Annotated in this window: 14 protein-coding genes; 8 read left to right on the top strand and 6 right to left on the bottom strand. The window is 71.6% G+C overall.

Features of this window, described 5'->3' with window-relative positions:
* Positions 1 to 41 precede the first annotated feature (41 nt).
* Positions 42 to 1,115 (top strand): spore photoproduct lyase family protein, encoded by a 1,074-nt coding sequence (locus HCN51_RS13570; RefSeq protein WP_168010015.1) that lies wholly within the window; start codon positions 42 to 44, stop codon positions 1,113 to 1,115.
* Positions 1,116 to 1,330: 215 nt separating this feature from the next.
* On the opposite strand, the gene HCN51_RS13565 is transcribed toward HCN51_RS13570, so the two are convergent.
* The 5 genes from HCN51_RS13565 to HCN51_RS13545 form a co-directional block, all read right to left on the bottom strand.
* Positions 1,331 to 1,714, bottom strand: a complete 384-nt coding sequence (locus HCN51_RS13565) for a VOC family protein (protein ID WP_168010014.1) — start codon at positions 1,712 to 1,714, stop codon at positions 1,331 to 1,333.
* Positions 1,715 to 1,781: 67 nt separating this feature from the next.
* A complete protein-coding gene (locus HCN51_RS13560) occupies positions 1,782 to 2,843 on the bottom strand; it encodes a hypothetical protein (protein ID WP_168010013.1) in 1,062 nt (353 codons plus the stop codon).
* Positions 2,844 to 3,129: 286 nt separating this feature from the next.
* Positions 3,130 to 5,559, bottom strand: coding sequence for a Tex-like N-terminal domain-containing protein (locus HCN51_RS13555; RefSeq protein ID WP_168010012.1), 2,430 nt, complete (start codon positions 5,557 to 5,559; stop codon positions 3,130 to 3,132).
* 27 nt (positions 5,560 to 5,586) lie between these two features.
* The gene (locus HCN51_RS13550; protein ID WP_168010011.1) at positions 5,587 to 6,753 is read right to left on the bottom strand and encodes an amidohydrolase; all 1,167 of its coding nucleotides are present in this window, start codon (positions 6,751 to 6,753) and stop codon (positions 5,587 to 5,589) included.
* 218 nt (positions 6,754 to 6,971) lie between these two features.
* Positions 6,972 to 7,382, bottom strand: a complete 411-nt coding sequence (locus HCN51_RS13545) for an organic hydroperoxide resistance protein (protein ID WP_080045793.1) — start codon at positions 7,380 to 7,382, stop codon at positions 6,972 to 6,974.
* 85 nt (positions 7,383 to 7,467) lie between these two features.
* Between HCN51_RS13545 and HCN51_RS13540 the strand changes: the two genes are divergently transcribed.
* Entirely contained in the window at positions 7,468 to 8,028 is a 561-nt protein-coding gene (locus HCN51_RS13540; RefSeq protein ID WP_168010010.1) for a TetR family transcriptional regulator, read from the top strand.
* A 123-nt stretch (positions 8,029 to 8,151) separates the two neighbouring features.
* Here HCN51_RS13540 and HCN51_RS13535 read toward each other — a convergent pair whose 3' ends face one another.
* The gene (locus HCN51_RS13535; RefSeq protein ID WP_168010009.1) at positions 8,152 to 8,586 is read right to left on the bottom strand and encodes an RpiB/LacA/LacB family sugar-phosphate isomerase; all 435 of its coding nucleotides are present in this window, start codon (positions 8,584 to 8,586) and stop codon (positions 8,152 to 8,154) included.
* Between the two features lie 76 nt (positions 8,587 to 8,662).
* Between HCN51_RS13535 and HCN51_RS13530 the strand changes: the two genes are divergently transcribed.
* The 6 genes from HCN51_RS13530 to HCN51_RS13505 are packed head-to-tail and all read left to right on the top strand — an operon-like array spanning position 8,663 to position 15,506.
* Positions 8,663 to 9,730, top strand: a complete 1,068-nt coding sequence (locus HCN51_RS13530) for an S-methyl thiohydantoin desulfurase family protein (protein WP_168010008.1) — start codon at positions 8,663 to 8,665, stop codon at positions 9,728 to 9,730.
* Positions 9,723 to 11,270: a hydantoinase/oxoprolinase N-terminal domain-containing protein gene (locus HCN51_RS13525; RefSeq protein WP_168010007.1), complete on the top strand. Its 1,548-nt coding sequence runs from the start codon at positions 9,723 to 9,725 to the stop codon at positions 11,268 to 11,270. Before HCN51_RS13530 ends, HCN51_RS13525 begins: the two co-directional genes overlap by 8 nt.
* Before the next feature lie 22 nt (positions 11,271 to 11,292).
* Positions 11,293 to 12,909 (top strand): ABC transporter substrate-binding protein, encoded by a 1,617-nt coding sequence (locus HCN51_RS13520; protein WP_168010006.1) that lies wholly within the window; start codon positions 11,293 to 11,295, stop codon positions 12,907 to 12,909.
* Between the two features lie 4 nt (positions 12,910 to 12,913).
* Positions 12,914 to 13,930 carry an ABC transporter permease gene (locus tag HCN51_RS13515; protein WP_168010005.1) on the top strand — a complete coding sequence of 339 codons (1,017 nt, stop codon included), beginning with the start codon at positions 12,914 to 12,916 and terminating at the stop codon, positions 13,928 to 13,930.
* Positions 13,927 to 14,775, top strand: coding sequence for an ABC transporter permease (locus HCN51_RS13510; RefSeq protein ID WP_080045800.1), 849 nt, complete (start codon positions 13,927 to 13,929; stop codon positions 14,773 to 14,775). Before HCN51_RS13515 ends, HCN51_RS13510 begins: the two co-directional genes overlap by 4 nt.
* The gene (locus tag HCN51_RS13505; protein WP_168010004.1) at positions 14,775 to 15,506 is read left to right on the top strand and encodes an ATP-binding cassette domain-containing protein; all 732 of its coding nucleotides are present in this window, start codon (positions 14,775 to 14,777) and stop codon (positions 15,504 to 15,506) included. Before HCN51_RS13510 ends, HCN51_RS13505 begins: the two co-directional genes overlap by 1 nt.

Here is a 15,506-nt window from a genome sequence, read left to right as displayed (position 1 = left end):
GTCCGGGCCATCTGACCAGGGCGGGTAGTCTGACAAGTGACATGGCCACCACGATCCGTAACCCTCTGCTGGACATCCGGCGCATCTACGTCGAGCCGGCCGCCACCGAGCTGCCGCGCGGCCAGGAGATCCTGGCCCGCTACCCCGACGCCGACCGCGTCGAGATCGAGAGCCACCACCGCATCCCGGAGCTCTACGGCGACGAGGCGAACGTGGCCCGCTGGGTCCGCATCAAAACCGAAGCGCTCGTGCTCGGGATCAAGAAGTCGCTGACCGCCCGCCCCAACGGCCGCTCGGCCGACTTCATCGCCCCCTCCACGGCGAACGGCTGCGCGATGGCCTGCGCCTACTGCTATGTCCCGCGCCGCAAGGGCTACAGCAACCCGATCACCGTCTTCGCCAACATCGACAAGATCCTCGGGTACGTCGAACGCCACGCGTCCCGCCAAGGCATCAAGCCCGAGCCGAACCAGGTTGACCCGCACGCCTGGGTCTACGACATCGGCGAGAACTCCGACTGCTCGGTGGACGCCACGGTGTCGGACAACGTACGGGACCTGGTGGACCTGTTCGCCCGCCTGCCGAACGCCAAGGCCAGCTTCGCCACCAAGTACGTCAACCGCGACCTGCTCGACTGGAACCCGCGCGGCGGCACCCGCGTCCGCTTCAGCCTCATGCCGCAGGCCGACTCCAAACTCCTCGACATCCGCACCTCACCCATCGCCGCCCGCATCGAAGCGATCAACGACTTCGTCGCGGCCGGCTACGAGATCCACGTCAACTTCAGCCCGGTCGTCGTACGGGACGGCTGGCTGGAAGACTGGTCCACCCTCCTCACCCACCTGGACGACACCCTCAGCCCGGAGGCCAAAGCCCAACTGGCCGCCGAGGTCATCTTCCTCACCCACAACGACCGCCTCCACGAGGTCAACCTAGGCTGGCACCCGAAGGCGGAAGAGGTCCTGTGGCGCCCAGACCTTCAGCAGGCAAAACGCTCAGAAACAGGCGGCTGGAACGTCCGCTACCGCACCGGCCACAAGGGCCGCTACGTCACCGCCCTGACAGACCTGATCGGCGACCGTCTGCCGTACTGCCACATCCGCTACGCCTTCTGACCCCGGCCACCCACCCCGTGACTCGATGGGGTGGTTGCCCGTCGAATGCCCACCCCGAAAGGGCTTCGCAGGGGGCGCTTACGCGCAATGGGGCTCAGGCGCTTCGCCCAGGCGCCTGACGGCGCACCCCCCGCGCCTCCGGCGCACTCGCGAACCCACGGCCCGTTCACCAACGGCTACAAGACAAGACCGTGGAACCAAGGTCATCGGAAGACTCAATCCCCATAGGTGCTGAGCTCGATGAGGTTCCCATCCGGATCCCGGACATACACGCTGAGAATCCCCCCAGCCGCCCCCGTCCGCCCCACCGGCCCCTCCTCGATCTCAACACCGTGCGCCCCCAGCTCAGCCACGATCGTCTCCATCGACTCGGCGACGATGAAGCACAGATCGGCACTCCCCGGCACCGGCCGAGCCGCCCTGGGCTCGAACTCGCGCCCGGCCTCATGCAGGTTGATCTTGCTGCGCCCGAACCTGAGCGCCCGACGCCCCTCGCCGAACGTCACCGCCTCCATCCCCAGAACCTGGCTATAGAAGGCGATCGTCGCATCAAGATCGGATACGGTCAGCACGAGATGATCAAGCCGGTCAACCTCCACATGAGCACCGTACAAGGCCGCCCTTGTACGTCAGGCGACACCTCCGCTGCACACAACACAACAGCCCTCAGTCATGCCCCGAACGCGCATCGGCCGCCTGAGCCAGCCGCTTCTGCAGAGACGCCAGCGACTCGTCAGCCATAAGCCCAGGCAAGCGCGGTGCCTCCTCATCGACCTGCCGCAACACCTCCGGCTGCCCACCCTGCTGCCGGCTCCAGGCCCGCACCACCTCCGGCATCGCGGCAATGGCCTCCTCGCTGAGGATCGCCTCCCTGGGCAGCCACCGCGTCAGGAACTGCGACACCCGAGCCGGGCTCCACCACAACGGCCGATCACCCACGAACTCGACCAGCTTCCCGAACGCCTCCCGCGCACCGGGCACGTCAGGCAGCCCCTCCAGGGCGATCTCCGAGGCGGTGTCTCTCGCACGTCCAGGCACACCACCTTCGGCGTGCCCCGGCGAGGCGTCGTGCGTACGGGTGCGCAAGGACCGAGCGCGGGCGATCGCGAACGGCCGCACACCCGGCAACGTGTCAGCCACCTGCGCCCCCAGGACCCGCTCGGTCAGCTCGAACGCATCCAGGATCCGCGCCGCCACACTCTCCGGCGGCGTAGGCCGCAGCTCCAGCTCATCAAGGAACTTCGCCTCTTCGACCACCGCGTCCACGGCCAGCCCGCCGCTGGGCTGATCGATGCCGACGACCACGACATGCGGCTCCTTGCCGTTGTCGTACCGGAAGGACAGGGCCGCCAGCACCTGCTCCCCGTACGGATCGCCCTTCCCGTACCAGCCGCCGTCGCAGGTCACGCGCCCCATCCGCGCCACCCACCCGGGCAGGCTCACCGCCACACCCTCCCCGGCCATCGTGTAGGGCCGCTCCTCACGATCTTCCGGCTCGGCAGGACCGTTCACGATCGCCAGCGCGGCAAGGGTGAGCCGCGCCTCCGGACTCCCGTCCTCCGCCAGCCGCCGCAGGAACGCCGCCACCCGGCCGGGCACATCTTCCTGCTCCGACGCCTCCAGCTCGGCCGTGAGGCGGGCGGCCCAGAGCTCCGTGCGCAGCGGGGAACGCCATCGGAGCAGGTCGCGGGCCTGAGTGATCGCGGTGTCGAACATCGTCGTGCTCACCTCTAGACCGTATCGCCACCCCACCACCCTGAGGCTCGGCTACGCGCTCAGCCCCATCACGATGGCGGGTCGAGAACCACGGATGGTGGACGCGGCCCCTCGCCCTGGCCGATCCGCCGCGAGGCGATGATGCACCGAACCCCTGCCGCGGGCGTCGAGGATCATGCCTGCGACGCTGACCGAGTGGCAGCCACGGTGATCCATGTCCCGGCACCTCAGTGCGGCGTACTGCCCTGGCAGTGGAGATGCCGGGGCAGTACGCCGTTCCGCTTCCGGGCCACGTCGGTCAGCGGTTGTCGCCCGTCAGGCCGGCCTTGCGGAGGGCTTCCGCCATCGCGCCGGTCGGGGCGGGGCGGTCCTGGCGGCGCTGGCCACCCCGGCCACCGCCACCGTCGCCGCGACCGCGCTGCCCGCCGTCGCCGCCGCCACGCTGCCCGTCGCCCTTGCCGCGACCGCCGTCACCGCGACCACCGGCCCCGCGGCCACTGTCACGAGCACCGTCGCCGCGACCGCCACCCTGACGGCCGGCGCCCGCGCCCCGGCGGGGGCCGTCGCCGTTCTGCTGCTGGGCGGCGGTCTCGTCCTCAAGGCGGAGGGTCAGGGAGATGCGCTTGCGGGGGATGTCCACGTCGAGGACCTTGACGCGGACGATGTCGCCGGGCTTGACCACGTCGCGCGGGTCTTTGACGTAGGTGCGGGACATGGCCGACACGTGCACCAGGCCGTCCTGGTGCACGCCGATGTCGACGAACGCGCCGAACGCCGCGACGTTGGTGACGACGCCCTCCAGGATCATGCCGGACGCGAGGTCGGAGATCTTCTCGACGCCTTCCTTGAAGGTGGCGGTCTTGAAGGCGGGGCGCGGGTCGCGGCCGGGCTTCTCCAGCTCGCGCAGGATGTCGGTGACCGTGGGCAGGCCGAAGGTGTCGTCGGTGAAGTCCTCGGGGCGCAGGGTGCGCAGGGCCGCCGTGTTGCCGATGAGCGACTTGAGGTCGGTCTTGGCGGAGGTGAGGATACGGCGGACCACCGGGTACGACTCGGGGTGCACGGCGGACATGTCGAGCGGGTCGTCGCCGCCGCGGATGCGCAGGAAGCCGGCGCACTGCTCGAACGCCTTCGGGCCGAGCCGGGGCACGCTCTTGAGTGCCGAGCGGGTGCGGAAGGGGCCGTTGGCGTCGCGGTGGCGGACGATGCTCTCCGCGAGCGTGGAGCCGATGCCGGACACGCGGGTGAGCAGCGGCGCCGAGGCGGTGTTGACGTCGACGCCGACGGCGTTCACGGCGTCTTCCACGACCGCGTCGAGCGAGCGGGAGAGCTTGGACTCGGCCAGGTCGTGCTGGTATTGGCCGACGCCGATCGACTTGGGGTCGATCTTGACCAGCTCGGCCAGCGGGTCTTGCAGGCGGCGGGCGATGGAGACGGCGCCGCGCAGCGACACGTCGAGGTCGGGCAGCTCCTGCGAGGCGTAGGGGGAGGCCGAGTAGACCGACGCGCCCGCCTCGGAGACCACGATCTTGGTGAGCGACGGCATGTGCTTGACCAGCTCGCCGGCCAGCTTGTCGGTCTCGCGGGAGGCCGTGCCGTTGCCGATGGCGATCAGCTCGACGCCGTGCCGCTGCGCGAGCGCGCCCAGCACCGCGAGCGACTGGTCCCACTGCCGCTTGGGCTCGTGCGGGTAGATGGTGGCGGTCTCGACGACCTTGCCGGTGGCGTCGACCACGGCGACCTTCACGCCCGTACGCAGGCCCGGGTCGAGACCCATCGTCGGCCGTGCGCCGGCCGGGGCGGCGAGCAGCAGGTCGCGCAGGTTGGCGGCGAAGACGCGCACCGCCTCGTCTTCGGCGGCCTGCCACAGGCGCATGCGCAGGTCGATGCCCAGGTGCACGAGGATGCGGGTGCGCCAGGCCCAGCGCACGGTCTCGGTGAGCCACTTGTCGGCCGGGCGGCCCTGGTCGGAGACGCCGAACCGGGAGGCGATGCGCAGCTCGTAGTCGGGGCTGTCGTCGGGCTCGAGCGTGACCGACAGCACCTCCTCCTTCTCGCCCCTGAACATCGCCAGGATCCGGTGCGAGGGCAGCTTCGTGAACGGCTCGCCGAACTCGAAGTAGTCGGAGAACTTGGCCCCCGCCTCCTCCTTGCCCTCGCGCACCCGCGACACCAGCCGCCCGCGCTCCCAGAACTGCTCGCGCAGCCCGCCGATGAGGTCGGCGTCTTCGGCGAAGCGCTCGATCAGGATCGCCCTGGCGCCTTCGAGCGCCGCGCCCGCGTCGGCCACGCCCTCGGTGACGAACGCCTCGGCGGTGGCCACCGGGTCGAGCATGGGGTCGGCGAGGAGCTGGTCGGCCAGCGGCTCCAGCCCCAGCTCGCGCGCGATCTGCGCCTTGGTGCGCCGCTTCGGCTTGTAGGGCAGGTAGATGTCTTCGAGCCGGGCCTTGGTCTCGGCGGCCATGATCTGCTCGCGCAGCTCGTCGTCGAGCTTGCCCTGAGACTCGATGGACTCCAGGATCGCCGCCCTGCGCTCCTCAAGCTCGCGCAGGTAACGCAGCCGCTCCTCCAGCGTGCGCAGTTGCGCGTCGTCGAGGGCGCCGGTGGCCTCTTTGCGGTATCGCGCGATGAACGGCACGGTCGCGCCGCCGTCGAGCAGGTCGACGGCCGCCTGCACCTGCCCTTCGCGTACGCCGAGCTCTGCGGCGATCCGCTGGTGAATAGAGAGCACTTGCCTGCCTTTCGATGGTCCCGCCGGTCAATTGTGCAGGACGACGCCGTCCTTCATGACCAGAGTGCGCGCAGGGTGAACGACCACGGCCTCCGCCGGGCTCCCGGCGGGCACCACGACGAGGTCGGCCCGGTCACCCGGAGCCAGGCCGTAGTCGTCGAGCCCGAGCGCCCGCGCGCCGCCGACGGTGGCGGCCTCCAGCGCCAGCTCGATGTCGTCGTCTCTGCGGAACGTGCTGCGGTAGGCGACGTGCATGGCCCGCTCCAGCATGTCGCCGCTGCCGTAGGGGCCCCACAGGTCGCGGATGCCGTCGTGGCCGCACGCGACCGTGACCCCGGCGGCCCGCAGCTTCTTGACGGGCGGCACGGGGAAGTCGTAGACGGCCGCCGTGACGATGGCGACCCCGGCCTCGGCCAGGCCGTCGATCAGGCGGGCCTGGTAGGCGCCGTCGAGCTGGCCCAGCGCGTACGCGTGGCTGACCGCGACCCGGCCGCCCAGCCCGAGCGCCTTCGTGCGCTCGATGATCAGCTCCAGCTCCCACCCGCCCAGCGAGCCACCGTCGTGCAGGTGGAGGTCGAGGTGGGTGCCGTAGCGGCCGGCCAGGCCGAAGACCAGGTCGAGGTGGCGCACAGGGTCGCGGTCGATGCCGGCCGGGTCGAGCCCGCCGATCGCCTCGACGCCGCCTTTCAGCGCCTCCTCCAGCAGCTCGGCGGTGCCGGGGTTGGTGAGCACGCCGTGCTGGGGGAAGGCGACCTGGCGCACGTCGACGGGGCAGCCGGCGGCGGCCTCGCGCACGGCCTCCACACCGCGCAGGCCCACCTCTGGGTCGATGTCGGTGTGGGTGCGGACGTGCGTGGTGCCCGCCGCGCTCATGCGTCTGAGCAGCGCGGTGATGCGGGCCACGCTCGGCACGCCCAGCTCGGCGCGGCGGCCGAGATCGTTGGAGATGCGGCCGGCGAGCGTGTCGTCGGCGGAGTGGGGCACCCACGGGCCGCCGAAGAGGGTCTTGTCGAGATGGCAGTGGGCCTCGACCAGGCCGGGCAGGACGAGCTGCCCCGGCACGTCGATGACCTGGGCGCCGGGCGCCTCGATCGGGTCGGAGGAGACCCGTGCGACGCGGCCGGCGCGGACCAGGATGTCGGCAGGCGCCCCGAGGCCCCAGGGGAGCCCTCCGCGGAGCAGCACGTCGGTCATGTCCAGCACCCTAAAGGGTGGGACCGACGATTTCCCTGCCTCCGGTGTGACGGGTGGCTGTCCCGGGGGTGCGGCCGGCGGATGGGCGGCACCCTCCGGGGGTGCGGCTGCCCGGTCGGTGGCTGGCCGATGGACGGTTGTCCGCGGGTGCGGTGCGAATGCGGTGCGGGTGCGAGTGCGGTGCGGGTGCGAGTGCGGTGCCGGACCGGTTGGCGGGCCTACTCGATGACCAGCTCGACCGGGATGTTGCCGCGGGTGGCGTTGGAGTACGGGCACACCTGGTGGGTGGCCTCGACGAGCTCCCGTGCCACCTCCGGCGCGATGCCGTCGGGCAGCTCGACCCGGAGGGTGGCGTCGAGCTGGAAGCCGCCCTTGCCGTTGGGCGACAGGCCGACCTCGGCGGTGACGGCGGCGTCCGAGACGTCGATCTGCTTGCTGCCCGCGACGAGCCGCAGCGCGGAGGCGAAGCAGGCCGCGTAGCCGGCGGCGAAGAGCTGCTCGGGGTTGGTGCCTTCCCCGTCGCCGCCGAGCTCCTTCTGGAGGGCGAGCTTGACGTCGAGCCGCCCGTCGGAGGAGACGGCGCGGGCGTCGCGGCCGGAGGACGTGGCGATGGCGGTGTAGATGCTCATGTTCGGGTGACCTCTCCTAGGTAGACAGACCTGTCTGTCCGTCTGAGAAGAAGAGTAGACAGGTCTGTCTGGTATCGTCAACAGGGTGAGCGCAGAAACCCGGCAGAGCCCCGCACGGACACGGGTGCTCGAGACCGCCACCCGCCTGTTCTACGGCGAGGGCGTGCACACGGTGGGCATCGACCGGATCATCGCCGAGGCGGGGGTCGCCAAGGCGACCTTCTACCACCACTTCCCGAGCAAGGACGACCTGGTCAGGGCGTACATCGTGGAGCAGTCCACCATGCAGCGCGGCCTGGCCGAGAGCTTGCGCGAGGGCTCACCGAGGCAGCGGCTGGAGGCCATCTTCGCGTTCATGTGCGACTTCGGCGCCGGCCTCACCTTCCGCGGCTGCCCGTTCGTCAACACGGCGGCGGAGTACCCCGATCCGGAACATCCCGTGCGCAAGGCGATCGAGGCGCACCGGCGCTGGAACCGCGACCTCTACCGCGACCTGCTCACCGCCGCCGGCCACCCCGACCCGGCGCGCACCGCCGACGTGCTCATGCTGATCAGGGACGGCCTGGTGGTCGGCTTCGACCTCGACGACCCCGCCACCGTCAAGGCCGCCGTCGAGGAGGCCCTGCTCCGCGTGCTCGGCCCCTGAAGCGGGGCTGGGATCCTGAGGTCCTGAGGTCCTGAGGTCCTGAGGTCCTGAAACGGGAGGCTCGGGTCGTGGAGCGGAGGCTGGGGACCTGCACGCAGAGGCTGGGGTCGTGAACGCGGACGGTCAGATGGCGTCGACGTGGGCGACGTTCGCGACGTCCGCCGGGTCCGTGCTGGGCCGCCCCGCCAGCCACGCGTCGAGGATCTCGTCGAGCACCACCTCGGAGGTGAGCCGGAGGCTCAGTGCCAGCACGTTGGCGTCGTTCCACTTGCGGGCCCCGTCGGCGGTGTAGGCGTCGACGCACAGGGCGGCGCGCACGCCCGGCACCTTGTTCGCCGCGATCGAGGCGCCCGTGCCGGTCCAGCAGCAGACGACCGCCTGCTCGGCCCGCCCCTCGGTGACGTCGCGCGCGGCCAGCTCGCAGGCCCACGCCCAGTCGTCGCGCTCGCCGTCGTTGAGCGCGCCGTGGGTCACCACCTCGTGCCCGCGCCGGCGCAGCTCGGACACGACCCGCTCGGCCACGCCGTCCTTGCTGTCGGCGGCCACCGAAATCCGCATACGCACCAGAGTAGGGGGTGGCACAAGGCGCTGAGACTGGCGTTGTGCGGCGGTATGTGCTTGGTTGTGGCGGCATATGAGAATTGACGCGAACGATATTCCGGCCCTCGCCCGCGGCTGCGCGGTGCTGGGCACCGGTGGCGGGGGAGACGTGCGTACGGGGTCGCTGGCGGCGGTCAGGGCCATCCGCGAGTACGGCCCCGTGCCCTTGCTGACGCTGGACGACCTGCCGGGCGACGCGCTGATCCTGCCGCTGTCCGGCATCGGCGCGCCGACCGTCAGCCACGAGATGATCCACGGCGAGGACGAGCCGAAGCGCATCGCCGAGGAGGCCGAGCGGATCTTCGGCCGCCCGCCGAGCGCGATCATGTCCTCGGAGATCGGGGGCGCCAACGGCGTGGCGCCCGTCGCCTGGGCCGCGCAGCTCGGGGTGCCGCTGCTCGACGCGGACGGCATGGGGCGAGCCTTCCCCGAGGTGCAGATGGTCTCGATGTACGTGGCGGGCATCCCGGCCGACCTGGTGATCATGTCCGACGTGGCGGGCAACGTGGTGACGATCCGCCCGGTGGACGGGCTCTGGTCGGAGCGCATCGCGCGGGCCGTCTGCGTGGCGGCAGGCTCACATGCGCTCATGTCCGACTATGTGCTGACCGCCGACCGGGCCAGGGGCGCGGTCATCGAGGGTACGGTCACCCGCGCCCTGGAGGTGGGCCGGGCCACGGAGGGCGCGGCGGACCCGCTCGGAGCGCTGAAGGAACGGCTGGGCGCCGCCCGGCTGATCACCGGCAAGCTGACCGACGTCGAGCGGCGCACCACGGGCGGCTTCGTCCGGGGCACGGCCACGATCGAGGGCACCGGCGACGACCGCGGCCGCCGCCTGACGCTGGAGCTGCAGAACGAGAACCTGGTCGCCGTCGAGGACGGCCGGACCCGCGCCATGGTGCCCGACCTGATCACGGTCGTGGACACCGAGACCGCCGCCGCCGTCCAGACGGAGGGCCTGCGTTACGGCCAGCGCGTCACGGTGCTCGCCTGGCCCTGCGACCCCCTCTGGCGCACCCCGAAGGGCCTGGAGACGGCCGGGCCGCGGGCGTTCGGATACGACCTGGACTACGTACCCGTCGAGGAGCTGACGCATGGCTGACCTGCACATCGGGATCGACGTCGGCGGCACGAACACCGACGCGGTCGTGCTCGACGCCGGCGGACGGGTGATCGCCAAGGCCAAGCGGCCGACCACCCCGGAGGTGACGGACGGCCTGCGGGCGGCGCTGGACGCCGTCCTGGAGATGATCGAGGACCGGGCGCGCGTCGGCCGCGTCATGCTCGGCACCACGCACGCCACGAACGCCATCCTGGAGCGGCGCGGCCTGGGCCGGGTGGCCGTGGTCCGGCTGGGCGCGCCCGCCACCACGTCCGTGCCGCCGCTGTCCGACTGGCCGGACGACCTGCGCAAGGCCGTCTCGGCGGGTGAGGCGATCGTCCCCGGCGGCCACTACGTGGACGGCCGCGAGATCAGCCCGCTCGACCTGGACGCGGTCCGCCGCTTCCTGGACGGCGTGCGGGCCGACGCGGTGGCGGTCACCAGCGTGTTCAGCCCGGCCGACGACGGTCACGAGCGGCGGGTGGCGGAGCTGGTCAGGGCCGAGTACGGCCTGCCGGTGTCGGTGAGCTGCGAGATCGGCTCGCTGGGCCTGCTGGAGCGCGAGAACGCGACCGTGCTGAACGCCGCCCTCTACGGCGTCGCCGGGCACGTGACGGAGGCCCTGGTGACGGCGCTGGCGGAGCGGGGGCTGGGGGCGCGGCCGTACCTAGCGCAGAACGACGGCACGCTCATGACGCTGGAGCACGCCGCGCGCCTGCCGGTGGCCACGATCGGCTCGGGCCCGGCCAACTCGCTGCGCGGCGCCGCGTACCTGTCGGGGGTGGCGGACGCGGTGGTGGTGGACGTGGGCGGCACGTCCACGGACCTCGGGGTGCTGGCCGGCGGGTTCCCCCGGGAGTCGGCGGCGGCGGTCGAGATCGGCGGCGTGCTGACCAACTTCCGCATGCCGGACATCCTGGCCATCGCGCTCGGCGGCGGCACGGTCGTGCGCCCGCACGGCCTCGGCCCGGACTCGGTGGGTTACCGCATCAGAAGCGAGGCTCTGGTGTTCGGCGGGGCGACGGCGACGATGACGGACGCGGCGGTCGCGGCAGGCCGGGTCCCGCCGGGCGGTGACGACTGGCGGGACCGCCTCATGGGTGACATGTCGGAAGAAAAGGCAGACATTCTGGAAAGCGCGGTTACCAGAGCCGACGAGATGGTGATCGACGCCGTGGACCGGATGACGCTCGGCCGCAGCGACCGGCCCCTGGTGGCGGTGGGGGGCGGCGCGTTCCTGCTGCCCGATCACCTCCCCGGCGTGAGCCGCGTGATCAGGCCCGAGCACGCCGAGGTGGCCAACGCCGTGGGCGCCGCCATCGCCCTCGCGAGCGGCAGAGTCGATACGATCTTGCCAGCGGGAGACAGCCGGGCCGACGCGATCGAGAGCGCCAAGGAGGAGGCGCGGGCGCGAGCCGTGGCGGCGGGGGCGGACCCCGCCGGGGTCGAGATCGTGGACCTCCTCGAGGTGCCGCTGAGCTATCTCTCCGAGCCCGCCGTGCGGGTGCACGTCAAAGCAGCCGGACCCCTCGCCCGGTGACACATCGAAAGGACCCCCCACCATGCACTGGCACAAGCGTCTGCTCGTCGCCGGGGTAGCCGGTCTCCTCGCCCTGTCCGCGTCCGCGTGCGGGGGCGGCCAGGTGCGCGGCGCCGGCGGGACACCGAAGCCGCAGGCGAGCAGCGGCAGCCCGGCCGGCCAGACCGGCGGGCCGGCCAACGACGCCACGTTCGTCTACGCGCCGAACCACGACGTGGTCACCGACTGGGACCCGGCGACCTCCTACTCCAACGAGATCATCGCCCTGTCGAACATCTACGAGGGCCTGACCAGGTACAACTCCCAGACCAAGCAGGCCGAGCCGCGCCTCGCGACCGAGTGGACGTCGTCGGCCGACGGCAAGGAGTGGACGTTCAAGCTGCGGCAGGGCGTGAAGTTCCACACCGGCGACCCGATGGACGCCGAGGCCGTCAAGAAGTGCATCGAGCGCACGATCGAGAAGAAGGGCGGCGCCGCCTACATCTGGGACCCGGTGGACAAGATCGAGGCGGTGGACGCGAGCACCGTCAAGTTCACGCTCAAGTACGCCGCCCCGCTCGACCTGTCGGCCTCCTCCGGCTACGCCGCCTGGATCTACGACGCCGACGCCGTGGACGCCGACGGCAAGACGACCGCAGGCACCGGCCCGTACACGATCGACTCCTGGCAGAAGGGCAAGGAGACCGAGCTGACGCTGAAGGCGTTCCACGACTATTGGGGCGGCTGGAAGCCGGAGCAGTACAAGAAGGTCGCCTTCCGCGTCACGCCCGAGATCACCACCGCCTGGCAGCTCGTCCAGAAGGGCGAGGTGAACTTCGTCGAGCGGCTCAACCCGCAGCTGTTCGCGCAGGCGGGCAGCACGCAGGGCGTGCAGACGGCGCAGTCGCCGTCGTTCCAGAACCTGCTGGTGCTGTTCAACACCGCCGAAGGCGCCACCAAGGACGTCAGGGTGCGGCAGGCGCTGCAGCTCGCCATCGACTACGACGGCCTGGTGGCGGCGCTGGAGGGCGCCGGGCAGAAGGCCAGCGGCCTGGTGCCGGACGGCCTGCTCGGCCACACCCCCGGCATGGCGCCGAAGCAGGACCTGCCCAAGGCGCAGGCGCTGCTGGCCGAGGCCGGGTACGGCCCCGACCTGGAGGAGCTGAAGCTCAGCCTGACCTACGGCATCGGCGACGAGGACCAGAAGCTGCTGGTGACGCTGCTCAGCTCGACGCTCAAGCAGCTCAACGTGACGCTGCAGGCCAAGCCCATGAACTGGGGCGCGCAGTGGGACCTGGGCAAGAAGAAGGGCCAGGACGTCTTCGTCATGTACTGGTACCCGGACTATCCGGACGCCTACTCGTGGTTCCGCAACGTGTTCAGGAGCAACGACAAGCCGCAGTTCAACCTGTCGTACCTGAAGGACCCGGCGATCGACGCGGCCATCGACAAGCTGCCCGAGCTGACCGCCACCGACAAGTCGGCGGCCGAGCAGGAGTACCTGAAGCTCCAGCAGCAGATCATCCAGCAGCAGGCGGCGGTGGCGGTGCCGTATGTCCAGACGTACCAGCGGGCGCTGACCGCCGACGTGCAGGGCTACCAGGACAATCCGGCCTATCCGAACGTCGTCTTCTTCTACGACCTCAAGCGCGCAAGCTGACGCCATGCTCGCCTATCTGGCCCGCCGGCTCGGCCAGGCCCTCCTGGTCGTGGCCGGCGTGGTCGTGCTCACGTTCGCGGTGATGCGGCTGGTGCCGGGTGACCCGGCGGTCGCGTTCGCCGGGCCGAAGGCCACGCCCGAGCAGCTGGCCGAGGCCCGCGCCCGGTTCGGCCTGGACGACCCGCTGCCCGTGCAGCTCCTCACCTACGCCCGCGACCTGGTCACCGGCGACTGGGGGACGAGCCTGCGCACCAGGCAGCCGGTGCGCGACGACCTCTACCTGGCCTTCCCCGCCTCGCTGGAGCTGGTGGGGACGGCGCTGCTCGTCGCGATCGCGCTGGGCGTCCCGCTCGGTGTGCTCGCCGCCCGCCACAAGATGCGGCTGCCCGACTTCGGGGTGCGGCTCGGCAGCATGCTGGCCGTCTCGGTGCCGGTCTTCTGGCTGGCCCTGGCGCTGCAGACGGTGTTCGCCAGCAACCTCGGCTGGTTCCCGATCGCCGGCGAGTACGACACCACGCTCGACACCACCAGCCCGCTCACGCTCTGGACGAACATCACCATCGTCGACGCCCTCATCACCGGCAACTGGCCCATCTTCACCAGCACCCTGGAGCACCTGGTGCTGCCCGCCCTGGTCGTGGCCGCCTACCCCACGGGGGTGATCGCCCAGATGACCAGGGCCGCGCTCATCGAGGAGTCGGGGCAGGACCACGCCCGGCTGGAGCGGGCGCTCGGGTTCGGCGAGACGTCGATCCTGACCAGGTTCGCGTTACGGCCGGCGCTGAGCCCGGTGCTGTCGCTGATCGCGCTCGTCTTCGCGTACGCGATCGTCAACGGCTTCCTCGTCGAGGCCGTCTTCAACTGGCCGGGCCTGGGCCGCTACGCCGCCGAGTCCATCCGCTCGCTGGACACCCCGGCCATCGCGGGCGTCACCCTGCTGGTCGCCCTGGTGTACGTGCTGGCCAACCTGGTCGTGGACGTGCTCCAGGGCTTCGTGGATCCCCGTACGAGGTCGCGATGACGGATGTGCAACCGCTGCGCCGCAGCCTGCCGCGGATCCCGGACCGGTTCGCCGCGTTCGGGGCGGTGCTGCTGGCGGTCGTCGTGCTGGCCGCGCTGCTCGCGCCGTGGCTGGCGCCGTACCCGCTGGACGAGCCGCGCCCGCTGGAGCGGCTGCTGCCGCCGAGCGGGGCGCACTGGTTCGGCACCGACCAGGTCGGGCGGGACGTGCTCACCCGCATCCTGTACGGCGGGCGCACCTCGCTGACCATCGCCGTGGCGGTGCTGGGCGTCTCGGCGGCGGTCGGGGTGACGCTGGGCGTGGTCGCCGGGTACGCGGGCGGCTGGGTCAGGGACGTGATCATGCGGGTCACGGACGTGTTCCTGGCCTTCCCCGCGCTGCTGCTCTCGCTGGCGCTGGCCGTCGTGCTGCAGCCGAGCGTGAACACCGTGATCCTGGCCATCGCGGTGACCTGGTGGCCGTGGTACACCCGCCTGGCCGCCTCCGTGGCCGCCTCGATCGCCACCCGCCCGTACGTGGACGCGGCCCGCTGCCTCGGCGTGCCCGCCCCGCTGATCATCGTGCGGCACGTGCTGCCGAACTCGCTCACGCCCGTCCTGGTGCAGCTCTCGCTGGACGCGGGCGGGGTGATCCTGACCTCGGCGGCGCTGTCGTACCTGGGGCTGGGCGCGCAGGAGCCGACGGCGGAGTGGGGGCTCATGGTGCAGCAGGGGCAGACGCTGTTCACCACGAACTGGTGGGTGGTGACGTTCCCGGGGCTGGCGATCCTGGTGACGGCGTTCGCGTTCAACGTGCTGGGTGAGGGGCTGCGCAACGCGCTCGACCCGCGGAGGGCGGTCAAGTGATGATCTCGGTGCGCGACCTCCAGGTGCGCTACGGCGGGCGGCTGGTCGCCGACGTGCCCGAGCTGGACGTCGGCGCGGGGGAGTGCGTGGCGATCGTGGGGGAGAGCGGGTCGGGCAAGTCGACGACGCTGCTCTCGCTCCTCGGCCTCACCGAGAACGCCGACATCTCGGGACGGGTGCGCGTGTGCGGCGTGGACGTGCTCACCGCCTCCCAGAAGGCCCTGCGCGAGATCCGCGGCGCCCGCGCCGCCCTGGTCATGCAGTCGCCGCAGGCGGCGCTCAGCCCCGCCACCCGCCTCGGCACGCTCATGCGCCGCGCGCTCACGCTGCACGGCCGGCAGGGCAACGACGTGGACGCGGCCCTGGAGGCGGTCGTGCTCGACCGCGAGATCCTGCGCCGCTACCCGCACGAGGTCTCCGGCGGGCAGGCCCAGCGCTTCGCGATCGCGCTGGCCATCGCCCTGGGCGCCGAGGTGATCCTGGCCGACGAGCCCACCAGCGCGCTCGACGTGACCGTCCAGGCGGAGGTGGTGGGCGTGCTGCGGCGGCTGCGGGCCGAGCGGGACCTCGCGCTCCTGCTGGTCTCCCACGACCTGGCCCTGGTCTCGACGATCGCCGACCGGGTGCTGGTCATGAAGGACGGCGCGGTGGTCGAGTCGGGCCCGGCCGCCGAGGTGCTGGCCAGGCCCGCGCACCCGTACACCCGAGAGTTGCTGGAGGCGCTGCCGTGA

The sequence above is a fragment of the Nonomuraea composti genome (assembly GCF_012034275.1).
GTDB classification, from domain to species: Bacteria; Actinomycetota; Actinomycetes; order Streptosporangiales; family Streptosporangiaceae; genus Nonomuraea; species Nonomuraea composti.
Note: the sequence above shows the minus strand (reverse complement) of the source record. Positions and strands in the feature narration are given on the sequence as shown.

Excerpts from the sequence above, each read along its gene's own strand:
- HCN51_RS13520 (WP_168010006.1), top strand. The coding sequence starts at position 11,293 with ATGCACTGGCACAAGCGTCTGCTCGTCGCCGGGGTAGCCGGTCTCCTC.
- HCN51_RS13505 (WP_168010004.1), top strand. The coding sequence starts at position 14,775 with ATGATCTCGGTGCGCGACCTCCAGGTGCGCTACGGCGGGCGGCTGGTC.
- HCN51_RS13530 (WP_168010008.1), top strand. The coding sequence starts at position 8,663 with ATGAGAATTGACGCGAACGATATTCCGGCCCTCGCCCGCGGCTGCGCG.
- HCN51_RS13510 (WP_080045800.1), top strand. The coding sequence starts at position 13,927 with ATGACGGATGTGCAACCGCTGCGCCGCAGCCTGCCGCGGATCCCGGAC.
- HCN51_RS13525 (WP_168010007.1), top strand. The coding sequence starts at position 9,723 with ATGGCTGACCTGCACATCGGGATCGACGTCGGCGGCACGAACACCGAC.
- HCN51_RS13545 (WP_080045793.1), bottom strand. The coding sequence starts at position 7,382 with ATGAGCATCTACACCGCCATCGCCACGTCCTCCGGCCGCGACGCCCGC.
- HCN51_RS13570 (WP_168010015.1), top strand. The coding sequence starts at position 42 with ATGGCCACCACGATCCGTAACCCTCTGCTGGACATCCGGCGCATCTAC.
- HCN51_RS13550 (WP_168010011.1), bottom strand. The coding sequence starts at position 6,753 with ATGACCGACGTGCTGCTCCGCGGAGGGCTCCCCTGGGGCCTCGGGGCG.
- HCN51_RS13515 (WP_168010005.1), top strand. The coding sequence starts at position 12,914 with ATGCTCGCCTATCTGGCCCGCCGGCTCGGCCAGGCCCTCCTGGTCGTG.
- HCN51_RS13535 (WP_168010009.1), bottom strand. The coding sequence starts at position 8,586 with ATGCGGATTTCGGTGGCCGCCGACAGCAAGGACGGCGTGGCCGAGCGG.